The sequence below is a fragment of the Vreelandella sp. 21 genome (assembly GCF_050995515.1).
Lineage (GTDB): Bacteria > Pseudomonadota > Gammaproteobacteria > Pseudomonadales > Halomonadaceae > Vreelandella > Vreelandella alkaliphila.
Genome location: NZ_CP194673.1, coordinates 2,782,046 through 2,803,039 on the forward strand (window position 1 = coordinate 2,782,046; position 20,994 = coordinate 2,803,039).

A 20,994-nucleotide genomic window follows, 5' to 3' on the forward strand; every position below is an offset into this window, starting at 1 on the left:
GCTAATTAAATATTCATCCTTAATTTAAGCAAGCCATTTCAAAAAAAGGGATTAATCAACATGACAATAAAACCAGGCCCAAAACCCAAGGCAAAATCGACCCAAAAAACTGATCAACGTCGCCATGTCACCCCTGAGAACAAGCATAAACATAAAGATTTAGACACTCATCACCATAAAAAATAATTTTTATAAAAAGCTCTTTAATCACAGAGCTTTTTAGTTTGACTAGATTCATGCCAGCCATAATTTTTATTTCAAATAGTTTTTCAATGGCAGTAAGTAATTCAAAAAATATAAGCTCTTATACACTATCAATTATCCTCACCCGCGAACTGGTTTACACCGACATCCCCCCGCGCCCGCGACTGGCTCACGGTGGTGGAAGCCAAACGCGGGGTGTTGAATGAGGGGGGGTGGTGAGGGAAGTGATGAGAATGAGTGGGATGTAGAAGTCTGTAATCAAAACCGACATTAGTGCTGGTAATGTCGATCCTAGGCCATTAGCGGACATTCAACGTAAATTTTCAAACTCAATAATCTCGTCTTCTCGCGCAAATTTCTTTGTTACAAGACATTCTTTTACCTTGGATACATCAGATGTATAAATCACATGGGCAAGACTACTCTTCGCTCGTGTAGATGTAACATAGAACAATCGTCGAGTACGATCTAAACCAATCTCTTCTCCAGCATCCAGCTTTCTCTGGCTTGCTTTAGAAATTTCCTTCGCACCGAAATACTGCTCATAAGAAAATAAAAATCCCCCCGCCTCATTATCATCCATAACAACCATAACACGCTCAAATTCGTTACCCTTTACGCCTTGATGGGTTCGAAAAATTGAGTTCCCATCGGCATAGTCCTTGTAGTTTCGGATTTGAAGAAAGTCAGTCTCTAATGCCTCAGCCCAAGCGGAAATTTCGCTGTCATCTTTCTCATCAGATTCTTCTTCAGGTTCTTCTTCAACGTCATTCTCTCCGGAACTCGATACAAACGATTGTAATTTCTCTGGAATCCTAAGCAGATTGTGCTCAGCAAGCACTTCTAGAACCTCACGAAAACTGACCTCATTACTTGAAACCACACCTCTAAATGCGTGTTCCGCAGCTCTAGCAGGAGAAAGCGGATCGTCCTTGTTATCGTTAAGTAGGCTTGCCTCCAAAAGCGGCGACTTATTTTCCCTTAAGATGGACATAAGGTCGGCACGCCTCTCCTCCCGGCTCGCGTCAGCCAAAGGAGAGACAATGCCAGAGAAAAAGTTCAGCTCAGCATTGTCGCCTTCAGAAATTCGGTCTTTAATTTTCGGTGATTCTGACAGCTTTTCCCAAAGCTCATCAAACCCAAGCCGACGACTAGCCATTTTATGTTCCAATAATAAGATAGCTGTTTCTTCAGATTCAGTATCTGTCCAACCCACATCCCCCGTAACTTCCGCCATGGTTTTACGAATTTTTTCTTCAACGTCTTGTTTAACTAAATCATCATGTGGAAGTAAGAAGTATCTTACAAAACCTTCTTCAGACCCATCTTTCGCATACTGATTACGCCCATCATCTTCACTTCGAATTTGATTGCCTAAACCAACGATACGCCTCGCTGAGCGATGATTCATTTCCTTGTTAAAAGTTCTCCAACTGCTTGGTTTAGCCTTACCTAGCTCAACTTCGCCTCCGCCAAAAATACGCTGCATTGTATCCCCAAAAAGCCCTATAACAACTTTATCAGATTTCGTATCTTTCAGATCAAAGAATGCGTTGACCACATCTACGTTGGTATCCTGACTTTCGTCGATAAATATAAAAGGGAACTTATTTACAATGACTTCTTTCATCATTGGTTTGGTCGTTAAAAAGTGTGAAAAAATTTTCAAAACATCCGCATGTGATAGCGAATTTTTAGAAGAATTTACACCGTTAGGATCATAAATGAATGAACGTGGTTCCGCTAGCCATTCCATTTTTTCTGTCAGACGGATGATAGTCCTTTTTCGAGCTTCAGAAGCCTTGCCAACACGCCCACGTCTTTCTTCGTCTTGAACCCTTTCAAGGTCGGAGGGAATCGTTTCCAAGTACCACTTACGAATATCTTCATTAAAGCCAGCAATAGCCGCCCAGCAAAAGCTATGTATCGTTGATACAGCGAAAATTGTATTTTGCTCTACCCGATCCTTGATTTCATCTGCTGCGTTGTTTGTAAAGGTAACAACCGCGATTTTCTTTCCTTGCCGAGAAAAGTCCGCACAGTAATGATCTTTTAGAAAATCGAGGGCTTCTTTTAGAGAATATGTTTTTCCTGATCCCGCCCCTGCAAAGGTGATAAAGCTTTTCCCCGAACCTATGTGAAGACACTCTTGGATACCGGCATCAACGCTATTGTCATGATCTATAGGCTTGGTTTCTGCAAAGTAATATTCTTCAGACATAAATTCCCCCTATGCTTTTGGTGAAAGTTGCTTTTCCAGCCACGTGAGGCCATCGCGAATATATTCGGGGGGATTGAAGCTGTTCGCATCATTGTCCGCGAGGTGGAAGAGGCAGTCGAAAGCAAAGTCACCTTTTTTCAAACCTTTCACGTAGTTATAAAGTGAATCTGACAATAATTTGCTACCATCTTCATGGGCAGTTTTTGCATCTTTCAGTTTTGTTATATTCTGGAAGTATTCACCCTCAAAATTTGCTAAAATCAATGCATCTTCAAAAGTTCGAGATAGAGTCTCCTTTCCAGAAATCTCTGTTGGCTTTTGGTAAGCAATGTATAACGGCGCACCTTGGCTGATTGTTGCATGTTTTTCTTTGGGCAAATCCACCAAGTCATCCAAGCATTCTTCCTTAGGATGCCATTTTTTCAAGGTATCATTATTGGTTTTTTGATCTGATTTTTTTTGCGGGATACAAGACTTTCCTTCTTTATCAACTGAGTCGAGATCTGTCAGCACTAGAGTTGCCACCCCAAGCTTCTCAACTAATTCTCTATACTTGTGTGTGTGCGCTCCGTTCACTTCGAGCATAGAGATATAGCGGTTCGTTAAACCTGGGAAACGATTGGAAATAAACTCAGGAACGAGAAGACGCTCTGCTTGCCCTTCAACAAATATAACACCGTCTGCAAAGAAAATGTCACAATGAGTGAGCTTTAAGTGTTTTCTGACAAACAGAAGCTCATCTTTCGGTTTCGCGAATAACTCTGACATGTTTGCAATTGATGTGTGATCCATTGCAACGGATGTACTCGCATTGTTTCGTTTGAAATATCGCAAATCTTTAAAATCCATATTATCGATAACATGGCTAGAGTGCGTACTGATTACGAGTTGTGTTTGGTATTCAGGCTTATCAACTCGAGTTTCCTTGTCACGCAAATCAAGATGATTTCGCAAAGTATCATAAGCTTTTGATACAAATACTCGCTGAACTTGTGCGTGGAGATTTACTTCCGGCTCTTCGAGTAAAACTAAGTGAATTGGCTCGATTCTTTCTTCAGGATCGCTTTCTGAAGAAGCCGATTTTCCAACACGCATCCATTTGTCACGAAACTCTAAAAGCCTGAATGTTAGATATATGAGATTTTGGTACCCAAGCCCTAAATAACTTTCAGGAAGAAACTCTTCCTCCGTCTTGTCAAAACGGTATCGAACCGAGGAGGATTTTTGTAACGCATCCGTACCGCTAATTTTTGCAGAAATTTCAACAGCTGGGTTACCACCTATACCAGGATAACCCATGCTTTTTAGTTCTTCGAAAGGTGCCTCAAACTGATCATTCAATCTTTTGGTGAAGTCATTTTCTAACGATTGTTGTTGTCCCAATACATGGAGGTCGTCGGCCTCAGGGAAATCTTCTGGGTTTAAAATACGTTCATAATATTCACGAAGTAACTTGTTGAGCCGTTGCTTTTCTGAATATGGCCCTTTTTGATCTGTGTTATCTTCAGCCCCTAATCCTCGTTGCTCGGATATCACGTCTACTCGGATTAACTTTTTTAAAGTTTCAGATGTGAGGGGTTGCAGAATTTCCTTTGTAGCAGACCCTGTTTCCGTAACTGATTCTGCCTCTTTGCTTAAGATGTGGTGCTTTTGTTTAATGTATTTACTGAAATTTCGACCTTTTTCCAAGAAATCACATAGGTCTTTAGGCCACAAGCTTACTGTGCCTCCGTGTTTTGACACTACACCTCTCATATCAGCAAACTCACGACATAATTTGATAATATCGACCGCTTCGTAAGTTATACGAACCAACAGTGCGCCGCCGCACCATTCCAAATCTGGCAGAATGTCACGAACCTTGTATGCCTCACTTGCTTCCGCTGTAATCTCGATGTCTAAACTAGGTAATAAACTAGTTAGGGTGCTCGATAGACTCTCTATTTCTTCGCTCCCAGGAAATTTTCCTTCGACCTGTTCGCCAAGCTTTTGGATTTCCTTCCAATTCCGTTTCGATATATCTCTAAATTTTAGGTTATCTGGACTTTTTAAGAATGTGTGTAGCGCTCCAATACAGGACGTTTTTCCACTATTGTTAGCGCCGACAAGGACAGTTTTTTTATCATCAAGTACCAAGTTAACTTCGGCTAGTCGACGATAGTTTTTTAAGACGAAGGAGGTGATTTTCATTTATCAAAGCCTTTAGAAGGCTCCCTTGTTATGTTGAATTAGAATTCTCCAAGCCATTTATAATGGCCTTTAATGCTGACAACTTCTGAGTTAAGACTCCAATGCCCGCTATGGGCCGAAAGGCGTCATTCACTCACTTCCTTATAAAAAGCCACACTTCCCGCAATAGCTTCCATGCCTTCAATCGGCTGCTCGTAGCTCCAAGCGATATCCTGACTTTCACCCAGCGAGAAATACACTGTGTGCCCTTTAAACGGACAATAGGTGGTGGTTTCTGAAACGCTGAGTAAGTCCATCCGCACGTCTTCACGTGGAAAGTAGTGACGTGCCGGGTAGCCTCGTTCATGGAGTTCGATGGTGTTAATGGAGTCGGCGATTAACGTGCCATCAACATGCGCCTGCACGCGTTGGCTAATAGGGTGAAGCTCAATGCGTGGGGCATTTTGCATTAGGTTGTTCCCTGCGGCGCTTTTTTTCACTCTAGTAAAATTAGCTTAGCAGTTAAATTATATTTAGCCTACTTTGCAGACTTAGTTTTTAGTCGATAGTGGTCACTTCATGACCTAGGTCACTCATCACTTCCACGCCGCCGCCCGGCCTACTCCTCCAGTGGGGAAAGGTGGGCATCGGTCAAGGTACGTGGCCGGTACTCGCACGTGGTATCGGCCCAGCGCTTCCAGACACTCTTATCGACTGAAATATTCACCGCAGGCAGCCCCTGCATGCCCTGCGAATATTGTCGGTAAAACCGACCGTCGCCCTTGTACCTAAGACGTGCATACTTGGCGTAGAGCCCTTTTAGAAAATCAGCAAACGAATCTTTCGGTGCCATTTTCCAAGCATCCTCTGCAGCATTGAAGAGAGCCACTTTTAGGCCTGCCTGCTGCGCTTTGGTTAACATCCAGCTCAGCGGTATGTCGGCCAGCGTGTCGCCAGCGCCATAGCCGCCGCCTACATTGGCGTGGGCGCCGATAAACCAGCGCTGCTCTACGTTGCGATTACCTGTTTTCTGCTTGCCATCCTTGCTCGTCCAAAGCGATACGTTGTAGGTCGACCTGTGTTCGTCCAGCGCGACCGCTTGATAGGCATGATCGACAATGCTGGAAAGCTCGGTATCGTGCCAATCGTATTTGCTTTTGAACAGGTTGGTTCCTGGCACGCCCAGTGCGCCAACGGTATCCCACACACCAATGAAATGAACCCTGGGCTGGCGGCTGAAGTGCTCCTTGAATTCTTTGCACACCTCAGAATCGGGGTGCCAATCACGGTTTCGATAAATACGTTCGGCCTTATCGAGCAGCCCTGGCGTGACGACATGCACTAGCCCGCATTTACGAATCATCCCCACCAGGCTTCTGGCGGTGTAGGCACCGCGGCTGAATCCAAATATCCAGATTTCATCGCCTTCACTGTAATGCCTTGCCAGCCAGTCATAGCCTTCCCGTAGGTTTTTGCTCAGCCCATAACCAAAGGCGCCGCCGAAAAAGCGCTGAAATTTGGATGTCCCTACGCCAGGGTCGTAATAGAACCGCTGCCTGATACCGTCATCGTCATCATGGAGCAGCCGGGTAATACGATAAACATTGGTTTGATCTTCAGGGTCGTTCCAGGTGCCATCGAATAGCAGAATCAATTTTTGTTTTGCCATGGTGCCCCCCATGATGATGCACGCCTTTGAACAGTGCTCATGATCACTAAATGAGAGGCAGACGATGCGCTCTTGGCCAACGCGTACCTGCGACCTCCACATTATTTAATGAAGGTTAGTCGACAATTCATCCCGTCACCTGTTGATAGCCAACTCTAAGCAGCGCCCCCGATGCGGGCGCTGCTTCTATCTCGCTTTTGGATAAACCAAGCCGTGCCGAGGTAACGAAGAGGTGTTGGTCTGTAGCATCAAAGGCACAGCTGGTTGGGCGTGGAACGGGGAGCGCTGTGTTTATACCTCAAGGAGGAAAGCATCAGCTTCTATCGGATGCGGAGACGTCATTTCAGAGCATCGACACATTCGATGCCGCCCCTGCGCTATGCCACGGAGCTGCGGATGCGTCTTGCCAGTCAATGGCTAACCCACGAAAGAGTGTCCATCGATGTTCTACTTGCTGTGCTTGTTATGGATTGTCATCATGCTCAAAACTCCCATTTTTTAGGTAGTTAATAACTTGAGCGATGACTCTATCGTTCTTCATCATAAAAGGATGCGTAACAGGCATTTCGATATGGTCATTCATGCCGTCTAGTTTCGTGCTTTCTATCGAGACCTTTCCATCATCTGTGCCCGGTATCAGCGAGGACAGTATCCAATTGATGCTGCTTGTCCCGGCAATAATACCCACGTCGAAGTTAGCCTTGCCTAGGGTACTGGGAATGCTTAACTCATCTGTTCCAAGCTGCATACCTGCATCACCGTTGATGAAGTGGAAGCCAGGGACATCTCGGAGTTCATCGACGACTTCGCTGCCTTGGTTTGGAGGGCCAAGCATCACTACACGGTTTAAGTTGGCTACATCATGCCTGCTCAGATACTGCCTTACCAAAATTCCGCCAAGGGAATGAGTCACAAAATTGACTTTTTCGCCCTTTGGGCACTTTTCAAGGGCAGGTCTTATCGCGATTTCTGCAAGCTGCTCAATTGGGTATTCCCTTGATGGATACCCTTCATTAATAGGTAAGAAGCCTTCTTCTTTCAGCGCACTCTCTAGTGGCTCCATTGCGCTATGTGTTCGTGCTAAGCCGTGAAGGAGAATCACGCATGACGCTTGGACACTGTTGGAGAAAACCAGCAAGAAAGCTAACAATATAAGCTTCATACGTAATATCCATGATGCGCGCTATAAATAGCGCGAGAAACGAGCGTCCGGCGACCGTAGGGAGCAAATTTAACTTCCTGGCTAGGCATTTACTACTAACCTTGGCCAGATTTCCAGCCACCGCTTGGTCGTCAATCGCTCATTGAAACCCTGTGGCTTTGGCCTTTTGGAATTCATAGTTACAGTATAATTAAACAGAGAGTCGAAACCAAAAGGTGACACTAGTATAACGTCTCCAGAGCTGTTCAAAGCGGCTCCGAGCGCCGTTTCGACTTCAACCCAGTAGCTCATAGCTTCTGAAATTGACTTCTAAGGTCTATCCTAGTTCCGCTTATGCTAAGACCATGCTATTACCTACTTAGCACACTGCTGTGAGGCTGAAAACACACAACCACTAATGCCAGCTTTAACTAAAAATACCAAATGTTTGAAATTCTTCTTAAACAGGGTGTTAGGAGAGCTCTTTAGCCATGCAGAAAAACCTATCGTCTTCTGCAACCACTCTGAAACCAAGCCGCTTATAAAGATGATGCGCTGGACTAATTTTAAACGCCCTTAGCCGGAGCTGTATTGCCTCGGACTCTCTCGCCAGCCTTAAAGACTCGCCCAGGGCAGATGCACCAATGCCTTTATTTTGAAATTTGTCACGAACTTGAAGATCTCGTAAATAACAGCTCTCATGGTCGAATTCTAGGCGAATTACACCAACCATTTCACCATTCAGCAAAATGTCCCAGTTTTTCAGCTTGAGAATCTGTTCCAATATTCTGGCTTGATCCCAATCAACAGAGTAATGCTCATAGTACGAACGCATATTGTTGTATGTCATCTCTGCTGACTTCGCAAAATCAGTAGTTGGTTGATATGAGATCACTATAAATCTCCTAACAGATATTGGGTGGTACGTTCTATGGTGGAGTGAGTACGCCAGCATATGGATCAACCACATGCAGCCTAGTTAATGCCCTCTCCAATATCTTAATTTCCAATAAAAACAATTATTATGAACGCTTTGTGCTAACACAAACTGCCATATATTCAGGCTTTTTTCACAAACTGGGCGGTGACCATCATGTCGCCAGCGCCATCGACCTTGCAGTCGAGCTGGTGGTCTTTGCCTTCCTTAAGCCGCTTGATCACGGCCTTGGTGCCAATCTTAAGCACGATTGAACTGCCTTTGACTTTGAGGTCTTTGATAAGCGTTACCTTATCGCCTTCAGCAAGCAGGGTGCCATTGGCATCTTTCACCGTGACGGTGTCTTCCGCTTCAACCTCGGAAGGGTTCCATTCGTGGGCACATTCTGGGCAAATAAACAGGCTTTGATCCTGGTAAACGAATTCAGATTGGCAATTGGGGCAAGGTGGGCATGACATGGGGGGAGACTTCTGTGGTTGGGTTGACTGCTTATGATACTGAGCCTTGGCCAATGCATCCAGGCAGGTTCAGGGTAAGCGGTGCCTGTTGATGGCTCAGTGTTTGAATCGTCGCGGGCTAAAGCCACCTCCCACAGGGCGTTTTTATAGTTGGGGATGATGGGTTGGCTACCTGAAGATAGGCATAATTTGATTAGCTGTTTTGCCCTCTTCCTAGTTTGAGAAAATCTCTTGATAATAGGGCATAGCCTATATAGGATAAAACCTATAAAAAAAGAGGTCTCCATGTGGTCTATCGAGCAAACTGAATCGCCCCGGATATTTTAGACACCCGTTAGGCTCTTAAAGTAACGCCTTTCATAATCAACCGGTGACAAGTTATCACTTGTGCCGTGTCGGCGCTTTGGGTTGTAAAACATTTCAATGTAATTGAACACGTCACGTCTAGCCGCTTCGCGTGTTGAATAAATCTGTCGCTTGATTCGCTCCCGCTTGAGAAGTTGAAAGAAGCTTTCAGCAACGGCGTTGTCATGACAGTTACCACGTCGGCTCATACTGCCTACCAAGCAATTCGCTTTCAGAAAGCTTTGCCAGTCTCCACTGCTAAACTGGCTCCCTTGATCCGAATGCACCATCACCGTTCCTTGTGGCTTGCGTCGCCAGACTGCTGATAACAAAGCATCCAGTGCCAACTCCGTAGTCATGCGAGACTTCATCGACCAGCCAATCACTTGACGGGAAAACAGGTCGATAACTACCGATAGGTAAAGCCAGCCTTCGTAAGTGCGGATGTACGTGATGTCCGTCACCCAAGCAATATTTGGCGCTGTTACTTCAAACTGACGGTCTAAATGGTTAGGGGATACGGCAGCCGGTTTCCCATCGCCATAGCCGCCAGGGCGTCGTCGATAGCCCGTCTGAGAGCGTAAACCTTCCCTATTCATAAGACGCGCCACACGGTGCTTCCCACAAGCTTCGCCAGCTTCACGCAAGTCCTGGTAGACCTTGCGATAGCCATATACACCGCCGCTTTCAAGCCAGGAGTGCTTGATCAATCCCAGCAAGCGCTCATCTTCCCGCGCTCGATTAGAGAGCGCTTTTTTACACCATGCGTAGTAACCGCTGGGGTGCACTGCCATCATCTGACACAAGCGACGTACCGAATATTGGCTCGAATAATTTTGAATAAACGCGTACCTCAGTCGGACTCCCTGGCGAAGTACGCGGTGGCCTTTTTTAATATGTCTCGCTCTTCTAATACGCGTTTGAGTTCGGCCTTCAAACGACGGTTTTCAGCTTGGAGATCATCATCCTCTTGCCGTTGTTCTACCGGCTTATCGTATCGCTTAATCCAGTTGTACAGGCTGTGACCTGACACGCCTAGCCGCTCAGCGACCTCGGCCACGCGATGGCCGCGCTCTACCACTTGTTTGACGGCTTCGATTTTGAATTCTTCAGTGTAGCGGGGATGGCTCATGGTTCCTCCTAGATACCTTTAGTATAGGGCCTGGAGGTGTCTATGAAACCTGGGGCGATTCAAACAGACACATTTGAAGCGTGGTTCTTCTCATTGGAAGAAATTGAACGTGAGAACGTTCTGGCTTCTGTACTTCTTCTACGTGAACGAGGCCCGATGCTTTCAAGGCCGCACGCTGACACTGTAAATGGCTCGCAGCATTCCAACATGAAGGAATTGCGTGTTCAGTGCCAGGGACGTCCTATTAGAGTATTTTTTGCGTTTGACCCACGTCGCACAGGCATCTTGCTATGCGCAGGCGATAAAGGTGGAAATGACAAGCGCTTCTATAATGAGATGATTCCAGTCGCCGATAAAGAATATACGGCTCACCTGGAAACACTAAAGTGAGGTGGTAACCATGGCACGCAAACTGGAAGACTTGTTAGCAAGAGAAAAGCCAGAGATCGTTGCGGCAGCCGAGGCGAAAGCCAACGATATGTTATTCGAGATCAGGCTTGCCGAAATTCGTCAGCTAGCGGAGAAAACCCAAGCAGACATAGCTATTGCGATGGGAGTAAAACAACCCACCGTCGCAGGACTTGAGAAAGTTGGCCAGGATATGCGCCTTAGTTCACTCAAACGCTACGTCGAAGCGCTAGGCGGCCGAGTCCGTGTCGATATAGAACTTCCCGATGGAAGTCATCATGGCTTCCCTGTATAGCTGTCCCCAACAAGCTGTTTAGACTTACGCCGTTTTTTAGTAATGCATCACACCTCGAATACTTAGATCAAATCGGCTCCAGATGCCAGCCTTGTTCGGTTGCTAGCAGGCGGTCTGTCAGGGCTAGGTTTTCCAGAAAGGTATCGTCGTGGGATACCACCACTAACGCGCCTTGGTAACTGCGCAGCATGGTTTCCAGTGCTTGTGCTGAAGGCAAATCAAGGTGGTTATTTGGCTCGTCCAGGAGCAATAGTTGCGGTGGGGAATCGGCGAAGAGAATGCAGGCCAGCGCTCCTTTCAGGCGCTCTAACAGAATCTTAGCCTGGTTGGCTTCCTTGCCCAGCCGATTGCCGCGAGCCTATCGTTTCTCCTGACGTTCACGCTGCTTGCGCATCGCGCGCTCTTCGCGTTGGCGTTCGAGTTTTCGTTGGCTGAGCTGATCAAGGGCAGCCTGCTGCTCGTGCGCCTTCGCTTGAGCATAAAACGTGTAGTTGCCGCCGTAGCTGTGCAGCCCTAAGGGGGATAGTTCCACGATACGTTCCATGGCCTCCAGCAGTTGCCGGTCATGGCTGGCCACTATTAGCCCACGCGGCCAGCGCTGCAGCTGTTCGATGAGTGCCTGCCGATTTAGTCGATCGAGATGGTTGTTTGGCTCATCAAGAATCAGGCAATCCGCCCCAGAGAGCATGGCGCCCATCAAGATTAAGAAGGTTTTCGCTCACCGCTCCTTGGCGCAATGCCGGGCACCCATCACTAGGCAAAAGATAATTGTCTGGGCTATCGCTATACAGGCAATTACCCCTTTCCAGGCCCATATCGAAAAGGCATACGCCGCAAGGCTTGCGCCCATTGCGCCACCTAAATAGTAGCAAGAGAGGTAGATGCCAGCGGCAACACCGGCGGGTACGCGGCGCGTGCTGCTTAATAACTGGGTCGTCACTGTTTGGAACAGATAGGTTCCTATGGCAAACAGCGCCACGCTCAGCATGATAGACATGCGTGTTGTGCTAATCAGCCACAGCGCTGCCCAAATCAACGCTATGAGTGATATGGCAATCGCTACTTCGCTTAGGTAGCGCCGCAATACGCTGGCAGTTAGCACGCAGAAAAGTGCGGGCAGACACGCCAGATAGATCGTGCCGATCTGCTGTGAATCCCAATAATAAGGTTCTTGGGCAAGCCATAGACCCAGTGCCGTAAACACCGCGCTTTGCGTGAAGAGCAGTGCAAAACCCGCGAGATAGGTAATGAGCAGCGTATTGTCAGTCAGCGCGCGCCTTGTATATGCCACCAACGTTTGATGCCGTTCCGTACGCTGCATTAGTTCAGCGCCAGTCGCTTTCGAAAGAAGACAAATCGCCACCGCCGATAGCACCATCAAGCATGCGGAGCTTAAGAACCCCAGTTCCCACCCCATGGCATCAACTGACCAAGCAGGATAAAACCGGCTGAGTGTGCTGCCAACTATGGTACCGGTCACGTACAGCGGCACAAAACTGCTTGGTCGCTGAGAGACCAAATTCATCGTCGCGGTTAATAGGAAGGGAATGACAATGCCTTGGCCTAGCCGCAGTACAAAAAGCACGTCTTGGCTAGTCGTCAATGCCATTGAAGCGTTAATCGCGGCCAATGCGAAAAAGCCAACGACTAATAAGTGCGAAGGGTTGGCATGTTTTGTTACAGCGCCGGTTAGTGGCGCGGTAACCATCATTCCTAGCAACGAGGCCATCGTTAACCAGCCAGCGCCAGTGGCTGTTGTTCCGAACCGCTCTACTAACGCTGGAAACAGCGCCTGAAGCTGGTACAAATTAAAAAAAGCGCCGAGCGATCCAATTATTAAGGCCGTACGCATGGCTTATTCCTGTTTAGACAGGCATTACCATACGTACGCTCAAGGCTCGAATGAAGGTCGGAATCGCTATCTCAGTGATAGCTGTTTCGACAGAGTGCAGCATCAGAAATCAGCGTATGTTGTGGTCACCGGAGGAGCGACGAGATGGTCGAACTGAAACAGATTAAGCACTTTGTTGCCGTTGCTGAGGAGCTTAACTTCAGGCGCGCTGCCGAGCGATTGCATATTACCCAGCCGCCGCTGAGCCAGAGCATTAAGTCATTAGAAGAAACCGTGGGTGTGAAGCTGTTTGAGCGCAATACCCGAGGTGTCCATCTCACCAAAGCAGGCGAGGCCTTTCTTGGTGAGAGCTTGGAGATACTCAGTGCTGCACAACGAAGCATCAGCGTTGCCAGGCAGGCAGCCCAGGGTGAAGTCGGTACGCTGCGCCTTGGTTATTCGGCCAGCGCGATTTTCTCTAAACCCCTCACCTCTGCCCTGGCTAAACTGCTCACCGAGCGCCCGCTGATCGAACTGCAGCTGTGCGAAGGGAATGCCCTCTTACATATCGCATCGCTGAAAGCGGGTAAGCTTGACGCTGCGGTACTACGAGCCGACCTGGACGAGAACTCTCTAGCGGGTTTATCAGTTTCCAGGCTGGGAGATGAACCTCTGCTCGTTTTACTCCCCCCAGGCCATCGGCTGCAGGCAAAGCCTTCCATCAGTTTTGGCGAAATAGCCAACGAGCGGCTTTTACTACAGCCCGCCACGCAAAGAACATTTCTGAGGCGCCAACTGGAGACATTGGCCGATAAAGCAGGGGTTTCTCTCAGCCATGTTGTGGAAGTGCCCGATATCGGCAGTATGCTGTGCTTCGTTGGCGCCGGTATTGGCATTACCATCCTGCCCGCCAGCGCCGCGTCGATGGCTCACGGCCTGATGGCCATACCGCTTGCTGACGGGGACTCTTCCCCACCGTTACTGTTAGCCTGCAAGCAAGGTAACTCTCTGAGTGAGCAGCTTAGGGATCTCGTTGAAGCGCATCTCTCATAAGCTTGGAGAATGGCGTGATAGCAATCCCCAACACTTACGCTGTTTTTGCCCAACCAGACAGAAATTAAGGTAGATGTGTTTGGCTTATCGCCGCATTGGCTCCTAGACTGAAGTCTCGTTTCTTTTGAGATACCCGACCTATGCGTGTGTTTTCTAATCCGGTCGGTGCCGGTTCACTTTGGTTTGATAATTTGGTGACCGCAGACGGTGTGCCTGTGGCTTACGACCCGCAAGCACGTGCCTTTCTGCCGATGCCGCCCTTCTGCGCCAACCGCGAAGTCATTGGTTGCAACTGGATTGCGCCTAAGCAAGGTGAATTCTGCCGTGCCTGCGCGATGACGGCCCTAGCACCCGACCCTTCCATCTCAGATGCCATGCCCAACTGGGCGCAAACGGAGGCAGCTAAACGCTGGGTAATCGACAACCTTGGCCGTTGGAACTGGTTTCGCCCGGAAGACCCTGGCGCGCCACCGGTGTTTCATATGCTTGCCGAAGGGGGAACGCCGGTGCCCATGGGGCATGTGGGCGGTGTGGTTACCATCAGTGTCGCAGAGGCTGATGCGGTGTTACGCACAACTCGCAAAGAAGCACTGGCAGAGCCTTATCGCACGATGATTGGCCATATGCGCCATGAAATCGCCCATATGCTGTGGTGGCGGCTGAGCTTACGGGATGACTTTCTTGATGCGTTTCGTGAGATGTTTGGCGATGAGCGCGAAGATTATCCAGCAGCGTTGCAGCACTATTATCACAATGGCCCGCCTGCGGATTGGCGGCAGCGGTTTCTGTCTACCTATGCGTCCTCACACCCTCATGAGGATTGGGCGGAAACCACCTCGCACCTGCTGCACCTGACCGATATCACCGATAGCTTTGTGTCGGCGGGCATGACCTCTCCGGCCTTGCCCAACACCTATGGTTGGGATGCTTACGCCGAACCGGATGCTGAGCGCTTGATTCACATCGCGGCATCATTAGTCGCTGGGGTTAATCATGTAAACCGCTCGATGGGGCTTTCGGATCTTTATCCGTTTGTGCTTTCAGATCCGGCGATGCGCAAGCTAGCCTTCGTGCATAATTGGCTACGGCGCGGTGCCCAAGGGCTTTAATCCGCATCTGCAACAGGCCCTGGGAAAGTCAGCGCTTTAGCCAGGGCCTGCCATCGATAAACGCGTTAGCTTAGTTGCAAAGCGTCAATCGCCGCCGCCACCCTTTTCCGCGCATCGCCTTGCAGCGTTTGTAGCGGCTGGGGCAAACAGGGTTGGCTGACTGTTCCGGTAAGTTCTGCAATGGTAGCGACTACCCTCAGGCTGCCGCCGAAGTCACGGTAGAGCGCCCATAACGGTTCAAGCGCAGCGGAAAGCGCGTTGGCGTCTTTTGCGTCTCCTGCTTGGGCGGCACGGGTTAGCGCCAGCGCAGTTTCAGGGTATAGCCCACCAATCACCGAGTACCAAGCATCGCAGCCAGCAAGCATGCCAGTGGCGGCCGCTGGGTCGCCGCTAATGCCGATGGTTACATCGCTGGGAATTAACCCACGCAGCCGTGCCACGCGCTCCTGTGCGGCGGCTATATCATTCTGCACTGGAGGAATTTTAATCGAGCGAACTTGGGATAGTTGGGCGATGCGACCATGCAGTTCATCACTGAATTCAAAGTGCGTAGTGCCTGGATTGTCATAGACACATAGCGGCACACTCAGCGAACGACAAACCGTCTCAAAAAGGCCAAATACCTCATCCTCGGTCAGCTTTTGATAAGACACTGGCGCTAACAGCACGCCACTAGCGCCTGCTTGCTGGGCGCTTTCAGCATTGGCCAGTACATCACGGGTACGGAGCGAACCTATGCCTACCACCACTGGCACGCTGGCGGCATGCTCAACGCACAGTTTGGCTACGCGGGCGCGTTCTTCACCACTTAAATAAGCGTAGCTGCCCGTCGACCCCAGCACGCCGATAGAATCCACCCGCGCCTCCACCAAGCGTTCCACTAAACGAGCAAACTCATGCTCATGTATGCCCTGCTCGTTCATGGGGGTTAGCGGAAATGCACTCAGGCCGGTGAACATGGTGAATGATCCTTTTACGATGGTAGATAAGAAGCTATTAACATACGTGATGCTGCATGATGAGGCTAGAGAGTCTCTCAAGGTTAGTTAGCAATTATGTACAAGCATTTGATATCCAGGAGCACATAAGCTAGGTGGTGTGACTCATCAGGAGGGTTTGGCATGGCGAATGCAAGCCGGTTTCAATTCATCAAAAGTCAGCATGTGCCAACACTAACGGTGCTTCAGGCAGCGATTGAAAACTTCAGCTATGACCGTCACGCCCATGAGGAATTTGCTTTCGGCGTAACGCTGTCTGGGCGTCAGGATTTTTTTAGCGGCGGGCAGTTCCACAAAAGCCCGCCGGGCAATGTGATTCTGTTCAATCCTGAGGAGGTTCACGATGGCCAACCGGGCGGTAAGCACGCACTGGACTACCTGATGGTTTATGCTCACCCGGACTAGGTCAAGCCGCTGTTCGCTGATGCCCTAGTAGGCACCGCGATGTTTACTTACTTATTACTATTGGGCTGGGCAGGCGCCGCTTGGATCGACGATGAGGCACTGATCGTCGTGAGTGCGTTGGGCTGTAGCTATATTGTTTATCTCGCAATAAAAATTGCCCGTTCAAGCGCTGATTTAAGTAGCGATTTAGACAACCATTTAAACAACCATGCCCACACCCCGCATCTGCTGCGTTTTCGCGATGGGCTGGTGATGCAACTGCTTAACCCAAAAGCCATTATTGCCACCCTACCCCTTGCTACACTGCAATTTCCTGCGGCGGGTATTGAAGGGCTTAGCTTGGTGGTTTGGGCATTCGGGCTGGCAATATTAGCCGCTGGCGCACCCGGCAGTTATGTCTTGATGGGCAGCTTGGTTGGCCAGCGTATTCAAAGCGCAGGGATCATTAAGGGCTTCAACTGGGTAATGGCGGGGCTGCTGGTCGCCGTGGCGTTATCGATTGGCTATGAGCATGTTTGGCTGCCGCTTAATGCTAGCTAGCCTGATGACACAGGTAGCGAGCATTCTAACCATTGATTGCTCGCTACATTTGCGGTGTGTCACACACCCTCTTGCGCTCTGGCAATAGCGGCAGAAATAGCTGATTTTGCCTGCGGGCTGTTTTTCCAGCAGGTTGTGTGCAGCATGGCGGCCACCGTTTCTGCTATCTCATCCGCTTGGCGGGCGGCCAGCTCAGTAAATGAGTCGATACCAATTTCTTCAAAACGCTTGAGGACGGTAGGGCCAACGCCTTTGACACTCAAAAGCGCATCTCTTTCTACATCAGAAAAGGCCACTCATGTACTCCTCTTTAAAAGATCTATGAGGTTAAAAGACCTCTGGGGTTAAAAGAGCTCTGGGGCGTTAGCGTTTTAAGTGCGCGCCTCTGACCAAACCGCAAACTCATTGCCACTGGGTTCTAGGAAGTGAAAGCGAAAGCCGCCTGGGAATTCGAAAATAGGCTGAATGACGTCACCGCCGCTTTGCTCTACCTTATCGAGCGTTGCGTTAATATCCGCGCTATAGAAAACCAGCAGTGCGCCACCGTTAGCGGTTCGACTACAGGCATCTGAATGATAAAAACCGCCATCTAGCCCCTGGTTGGAAAACGCACTGTATTCAGGGCCATAATCGACGAATTCCCAGCCGAACACCGCCGTGAAAAACGTTTTTGTCGCCGCTAAATCTTTCGCTGCAAACTCGACGTAATTAAGTTTTTCATGCGTGTGCATTGGCTTGTTCCTTTAAGCTTAATCTAGCGTGATTGCTTGATAACCAATTCCATCGTTTGCTTAACGTACGCGTACATTACCGGGCAAGTGCTGGCACGAGGGCCTGCAACATTAAGTGCAGTAATGTGGCGGTCGTGCACAAAGTCGGCCAGCAACATCGCCGCGTGCAACGGATCTATCAGCTCAATATCAATCAGCTTGTAGGGCTTTGATTGCTGAATACAGAACAGAACTGTGGCTTCTGTTCCCCCTTGAAGATAAGACGCATAGAAGATAGCGGTGCCATCTGCATCTTGTACATTTTTCTTGGTACGTTGACGATACCCTCCGCCAATTTCATCAAGGTTGTAGACGCTGCTAATCGGCCCGTCTTCAGCCATTCTGCCGACGGGACAACATCCACCTATGGGGAAATCCAGTGCTAATGCGGCATCTAGTGCCGCTCGGTCAGCGCCGGTTTGGCCGCCACTTATAATTTTGGAAAGCATAAATTAGCCACGCCACGTGTCTTTAGTTGAGCGGCAAACGCGTTTGCCACGCGGTGTAAAAAAGTGCAAGCGAACGTTGTAAAACCTACTGCCCGAAGCCTATCCCCAAGCTCAGTGCTTGAAGACCATCGAACTCAACACTAACGTCGTCTGAAAACACCGGGTGCCCTTGCACCACCATGTTCACTGCTGCCTGAGAACCGCGATAAGTAACGGTTACTGTCAGTTCTGCAGAGGTGTTAACCGGTGCAAACAGGCCATACTCAACGTTATCAACACTCACCGAAGACAGACCGCGATCATCCAATTGCTGCTGCACTTCTTGTTTTACGGCGACACCGTAATAGATATAGATGCCCACGTAGCCAATTGCCAGTAGTACGATCAGTGAAAAGAGCTTCCTCATTATTTCCCCTCAGTGCGACGAAATCCTTATGGTTGCCGCCTTCGGCCAGCAATCACGAGCGCTGATAATGCCTGCGGTAGTAAGTAGCTACAAGCGCTGAAAAATGAACATTATTTACAAACAAGCGAGAGGGATTCTAATGGTGAGGTGTCAGGAGTGGGTGGCATGTTGTTCACTGCGAACATTGCCCGCAGCGACGCTTCCCCTTTAGCACTGAAAACGATAACGCGGGAGTCTTCCTCCCGTTTCGCCCAGCCAAGCGCCTGAATTCGCGCAAGCAGCGCCGCCCCGAGCGCGCCGGCAAGGTGATTTCTACGTTCGCTCCAATCCAGACACGCCCGACAAAATGATCGCTTCGAAGAAGCCAGCGCGTCTGCATCGATGCCATGTTTCAGGAACCACAGCCGTCCCTGTTTAGTCAGCTGTAGTCCGCCTGGAAGCTGCTGAAGGATATCTGTCTCGAGCATCTGCTCGTACACAAAAACCCCTAGCCCCCCTGCAAGGTGGTCGTAACAAACTCGCGCCTTACGCAGCGCGGGGTCGCGCGGGCCGATAGACAGATGCTTATCGTCGCCTCGGAAAGCGAGGCCCATCAGCGACTCCAAAAGTTCAGCAACATGTGGCCCCGCCAGCCTAAAATAGCGGTGGCGCCCCTGCTTTTCGACCGCGAGTAATCCTTCCTCTCGCAGCTTTCCGAGGTGGAAGCTCATGGTTTGCTTAGTCACATCGGCCATATTTGCCAGTTCAGTCGCCGTTAGCGCGCGATCAGACATTAAGGCACAGAGCGCCTCCGCCCGAGCGTTATCTCCGATCAGTGCGGCAACGCGCACAATGTTAGGGGCTTCATTCATGGTTCGATCTTAGTCGAACCATTTGGGTGCGGCAATTAGGTATCGTCTCCGTTGCCTTTCAATGGAGATAATCAGATGAGCATTACCTGCATCATTCGCTACGAGATCGACCCTTTCCAACGCGACGCTTTCAAGCAATACGCGGAAAACTGGGGAAAAATCATCCCCTGGTGTGGCGGCCATCTTATTGGCTACTTCCTGCCTTTAGAGGGCACCAACAATATCGCCTGGGGCCTAATTGCCTTCGATAGCCTAGCTTCCTATGAAGCCTATCGCGCTCGGCTGAGATCTGATGAAGGAGGGCACGCGAACTTCACAATGGCCCAAGAGCAACGATTCATCCTCAAAGAGGAGCGCAGTTTTGTCGAGGTGGTAGACGGCACCTTGGGCATTGAAGCTGTCGATGTAATGAACGTATCGACGTAACGACGCTGTGACTATAAAAGAGTCTGAGAATATAAAGAGCTTATGAATATAAGGAATCTGCCATGATCGCTGTGATATTCGAAGTGCTTCCACATACTGACCGTTATCAAGACTATTTGGATACTGCCAGCGCATTACGCCAAGATTTGGAAGCTATCGACGGTTTTCTATCGATTGAGCGCTTCGAGAGCCTGGCGCAGCCCGGCAAAGTTCTTTCGCTGTCTTATTGGCGAGATGAAGATGCCGTGAAGCAGTGGCGTTCGCTTGAATCTCACCGAGCAGCTCAGAAAGCTGGTCGACAGGATATCTTTGCCGACTACCGTCTGCGTGTCGCTTCCGTCATCCGAGACTACGGAATGAATGACCGGCGCGAGGCTCCTGAGGATTCGCGTCACGCGCACCACTCGTAGAACGGCTGTGGTCGGTGGTCTAGCGTATTTAAACAGCGAGTCTTAACGCTTACTCTTTTTTAGCCAGCAACAGTCCTACCCCTGCGCTGGCTAATAGAGTTGCGCAACTGCGGTTAAATAAGCGCCGCATAGTGGGGCGTGAAAACCACTGGCTCAAAAAACTACCTGCATAGGCGTAACCAGCAATCGCTACCCATTCCAATAGTAAAAACAGCACACCTAGCACCAAAAACTGCAGACCGACATTGCCGCTAGGTTCCACGAACTGCGGTAGGAAAGCGGTAAAAATCAGAATGGCTTTGGGGTTACCAGCAGCAAGCAAGAACTCTTGTCGCGCCAGCTCAAATAAGCTCATGTGTTGAGTTTCAGCACTATCACTTGCGGTAGTGTCGGCGCCCCATAGCTGATATGCCAGCCATAATAAGTAGAGCCCACCAACCACCTTAATAACGAGGAAGATTTTTTCAGAAGTGTAAAGCAGTGTCGCCAAGCCAGTCGCTGCCAGCGTAATCATGCCGACGAATGCTATTAGCCGCCCAATACCCGCTAAACAAGCTGTCCGAACGCCATAGCGTTTAGCATTGGTTAATGAAAGCAGGTTATTAGGGCCAGGCGCCATATTAAGGGCGAAGCAGGCAGGGATAAAAAACAGCAGTGTTGTAAGGTTCATAAAAGCCCGTTCCTATTAGCTCGCGTGAGCTTCCACTCATTATTTCACCATCGATCCAGCTAGATTAACCTTTAATTAGGATTTTGCTCAACGTTAA

At 49.2% G+C, this 20,994-nt stretch carries 26 protein-coding genes and 1 pseudogene; 8 read left to right on the top strand and 19 right to left on the bottom strand.

All coding sequences use genetic code 11. From position 1 onward, the window contains the following. Positions 1–514: 514 nt before the first annotated feature. The 9 genes from ACN06F_RS12795 to ACN06F_RS12835 all read right to left on the bottom strand — a co-directional run bounded on the left by ACN06F_RS12795 (position 515) and on the right by ACN06F_RS12835 (position 10,276). The gene (locus ACN06F_RS12795) at positions 515–2,425 is read right to left on the bottom strand and encodes a UvrD-helicase domain-containing protein (RefSeq protein WP_433924039.1); all 1,911 of its coding nucleotides are present in this window, start codon (positions 2,423–2,425) and stop codon (positions 515–517) included. A gap of 9 nt (positions 2,426–2,434) precedes the next feature. Then, positions 2,435–4,615: an AAA family ATPase gene (locus tag ACN06F_RS12800; protein WP_433924040.1), complete on the bottom strand. Its 2,181-nt coding sequence runs from the start codon at positions 4,613–4,615 to the stop codon at positions 2,435–2,437. A gap of 125 nt (positions 4,616–4,740) precedes the next feature. After that, positions 4,741–5,064 carry a DUF427 domain-containing protein gene (locus ACN06F_RS12805; RefSeq protein WP_433924041.1) on the bottom strand — a complete coding sequence of 108 codons (324 nt, stop codon included), beginning with the start codon at positions 5,062–5,064 and terminating at the stop codon, positions 4,741–4,743. A 149-nt stretch (positions 5,065–5,213) separates the two neighbouring features. After that, positions 5,214–6,263, bottom strand: a complete 1,050-nt coding sequence (locus ACN06F_RS12810; protein ID WP_433924042.1) for a DUF2235 domain-containing protein — start codon at positions 6,261–6,263, stop codon at positions 5,214–5,216. Between the two features lie 463 nt (positions 6,264–6,726). Beyond that, a complete protein-coding gene (locus tag ACN06F_RS12815) occupies positions 6,727–7,425 on the bottom strand; it encodes an esterase/lipase family protein (RefSeq protein WP_433924043.1) in 699 nt (232 codons plus the stop codon). A gap of 81 nt (positions 7,426–7,506) precedes the next feature. Continuing rightward, positions 7,507–7,728 carry a nucleotidyltransferase family protein gene (locus tag ACN06F_RS12820; RefSeq protein ID WP_433925118.1) on the bottom strand — a complete coding sequence of 74 codons (222 nt, stop codon included), beginning with the start codon at positions 7,726–7,728 and terminating at the stop codon, positions 7,507–7,509. A 148-nt stretch (positions 7,729–7,876) separates the two neighbouring features. Further along, on the bottom strand, positions 7,877–8,299 hold the full coding sequence (locus tag ACN06F_RS12825; RefSeq protein WP_205739002.1) for a GNAT family N-acetyltransferase: 423 nt from the start codon (positions 8,297–8,299) through the stop codon (positions 7,877–7,879). A gap of 164 nt (positions 8,300–8,463) precedes the next feature. Beyond that, positions 8,464–8,799 carry a zinc ribbon domain-containing protein YjdM gene (locus ACN06F_RS12830; RefSeq protein ID WP_038477126.1) on the bottom strand — a complete coding sequence of 112 codons (336 nt, stop codon included), beginning with the start codon at positions 8,797–8,799 and terminating at the stop codon, positions 8,464–8,466. A 323-nt stretch (positions 8,800–9,122) separates the two neighbouring features. Beyond that, positions 9,123–10,276 (bottom strand): IS3 family transposase gene (locus ACN06F_RS12835; RefSeq protein ID WP_319618591.1). Its coding sequence is split into 2 segments (ribosomal slippage): positions 9,123–10,033 and positions 10,033–10,276, totalling 1,155 coding nucleotides; the frame shifts between segments, so codons are not numbered across the junction. A 42-nt stretch (positions 10,277–10,318) separates the two neighbouring features. On the opposite strand from ACN06F_RS12835, the gene ACN06F_RS12840 reads away from it, so the two are divergent. Together ACN06F_RS12840 and ACN06F_RS12845 are read left to right on the top strand one after the other, a co-directional pair. Continuing rightward, positions 10,319–10,666: a type II toxin-antitoxin system RelE/ParE family toxin gene (locus ACN06F_RS12840; RefSeq protein ID WP_433924044.1), complete on the top strand. Its 348-nt coding sequence runs from the start codon at positions 10,319–10,321 to the stop codon at positions 10,664–10,666. Positions 10,667–10,676: 10 nt separating this feature from the next. Beyond that, positions 10,677–10,979 (top strand): XRE family transcriptional regulator, encoded by a 303-nt coding sequence (locus ACN06F_RS12845; protein ID WP_095603867.1) that lies wholly within the window; start codon positions 10,677–10,679, stop codon positions 10,977–10,979. 67 nt (positions 10,980–11,046) lie between these two features. Here the strand turns inward: ACN06F_RS12845 and ACN06F_RS12850 are convergent, their stop codons facing one another. The 3 genes from ACN06F_RS12850 to ACN06F_RS12860 form a co-directional block, all read right to left on the bottom strand. Further along, positions 11,047–11,196: a hypothetical protein gene (locus ACN06F_RS12850; RefSeq protein WP_433924045.1), complete on the bottom strand. Its 150-nt coding sequence runs from the start codon at positions 11,194–11,196 to the stop codon at positions 11,047–11,049. Between the two features lie 141 nt (positions 11,197–11,337). Further along, positions 11,338–11,667 carry a hypothetical protein gene (locus tag ACN06F_RS12855; protein ID WP_433924046.1) on the bottom strand — a complete coding sequence of 110 codons (330 nt, stop codon included), beginning with the start codon at positions 11,665–11,667 and terminating at the stop codon, positions 11,338–11,340. A gap of 30 nt (positions 11,668–11,697) precedes the next feature. After that, the gene (locus tag ACN06F_RS12860) at positions 11,698–12,831 is read right to left on the bottom strand and encodes an MFS transporter (protein ID WP_433924047.1); all 1,134 of its coding nucleotides are present in this window, start codon (positions 12,829–12,831) and stop codon (positions 11,698–11,700) included. 144 nt (positions 12,832–12,975) lie between these two features. On the opposite strand from ACN06F_RS12860, the gene ACN06F_RS12865 reads away from it, so the two are divergent. Both ACN06F_RS12865 and ACN06F_RS12870 read left to right on the top strand, forming a co-directional pair. Next, entirely contained in the window at positions 12,976–13,863 is an 888-nt protein-coding gene (locus ACN06F_RS12865; protein WP_433924048.1) for a LysR family transcriptional regulator, read from the top strand. 140 nt (positions 13,864–14,003) lie between these two features. Continuing rightward, positions 14,004–14,972, top strand: a complete 969-nt coding sequence (locus ACN06F_RS12870) for a zinc-binding metallopeptidase family protein (protein WP_038477135.1) — start codon at positions 14,004–14,006, stop codon at positions 14,970–14,972. A 65-nt stretch (positions 14,973–15,037) separates the two neighbouring features. Here ACN06F_RS12870 and ACN06F_RS12875 read toward each other — a convergent pair whose 3' ends face one another. Then, entirely contained in the window at positions 15,038–15,931 is an 894-nt protein-coding gene (locus ACN06F_RS12875) for a dihydrodipicolinate synthase family protein (protein WP_433924049.1), read from the bottom strand. Between the two features lie 162 nt (positions 15,932–16,093). Between ACN06F_RS12875 and ACN06F_RS12880 the strand changes: the two are divergent. Both ACN06F_RS12880 and ACN06F_RS12885 read left to right on the top strand, forming a co-directional pair. Further along, a pseudogene (locus ACN06F_RS12880) lies at positions 16,094–16,372 on the top strand (AraC family ligand binding domain-containing protein); the annotation flags it as partial. A 12-nt stretch (positions 16,373–16,384) separates the two neighbouring features. Further along, on the top strand, positions 16,385–16,915 hold the full coding sequence (locus tag ACN06F_RS12885) for a LysE family translocator (RefSeq protein ID WP_433925119.1): 531 nt from the start codon (positions 16,385–16,387) through the stop codon (positions 16,913–16,915). Between the two features lie 59 nt (positions 16,916–16,974). Here the strand turns inward: ACN06F_RS12885 and ACN06F_RS12890 are convergent, their stop codons facing one another. From ACN06F_RS12890 to ACN06F_RS12910, 5 genes are all read right to left on the bottom strand, one after another. Continuing rightward, a complete protein-coding gene (locus tag ACN06F_RS12890; RefSeq protein WP_433924050.1) occupies positions 16,975–17,211 on the bottom strand; it encodes a helix-hairpin-helix domain-containing protein in 237 nt (78 codons plus the stop codon). A gap of 75 nt (positions 17,212–17,286) precedes the next feature. Beyond that, positions 17,287–17,646, bottom strand: coding sequence for a VOC family protein (locus ACN06F_RS12895; protein ID WP_095603874.1), 360 nt, complete (start codon positions 17,644–17,646; stop codon positions 17,287–17,289). Positions 17,647–17,669: 23 nt separating this feature from the next. Next, positions 17,670–18,134, bottom strand: a complete 465-nt coding sequence (locus ACN06F_RS12900; RefSeq protein ID WP_433924051.1) for a YpsA SLOG family protein — start codon at positions 18,132–18,134, stop codon at positions 17,670–17,672. An 85-nt stretch (positions 18,135–18,219) separates the two neighbouring features. Continuing rightward, the gene (locus ACN06F_RS12905) at positions 18,220–18,540 is read right to left on the bottom strand and encodes a hypothetical protein (protein ID WP_038477155.1); all 321 of its coding nucleotides are present in this window, start codon (positions 18,538–18,540) and stop codon (positions 18,220–18,222) included. 110 nt (positions 18,541–18,650) lie between these two features. Further along, complete coding sequence (locus tag ACN06F_RS12910) at positions 18,651–19,391, bottom strand: ArsR/SmtB family transcription factor (protein WP_433924052.1); 741 nt, start codon at positions 19,389–19,391, stop codon at positions 18,651–18,653. A 75-nt stretch (positions 19,392–19,466) separates the two neighbouring features. Here ACN06F_RS12910 and ACN06F_RS12915 point away from each other — a divergent pair, with 75 nt between their 5' ends. Both ACN06F_RS12915 and ACN06F_RS12920 read left to right on the top strand, forming a co-directional pair. Next, on the top strand, positions 19,467–19,817 hold the full coding sequence (locus ACN06F_RS12915; RefSeq protein WP_089039456.1) for an NIPSNAP family protein: 351 nt from the start codon (positions 19,467–19,469) through the stop codon (positions 19,815–19,817). Between the two features lie 62 nt (positions 19,818–19,879). Next, positions 19,880–20,227 (top strand): antibiotic biosynthesis monooxygenase family protein, encoded by a 348-nt coding sequence (locus tag ACN06F_RS12920; protein ID WP_095603878.1) that lies wholly within the window; start codon positions 19,880–19,882, stop codon positions 20,225–20,227. Between the two features lie 49 nt (positions 20,228–20,276). Here the strand turns inward: ACN06F_RS12920 and ACN06F_RS12925 are convergent, their stop codons facing one another. Continuing rightward, positions 20,277–20,897, bottom strand: coding sequence for a LysE family translocator (locus ACN06F_RS12925; protein ID WP_253485823.1), 621 nt, complete (start codon positions 20,895–20,897; stop codon positions 20,277–20,279). Positions 20,898–20,994 lie beyond the last annotated feature (97 nt).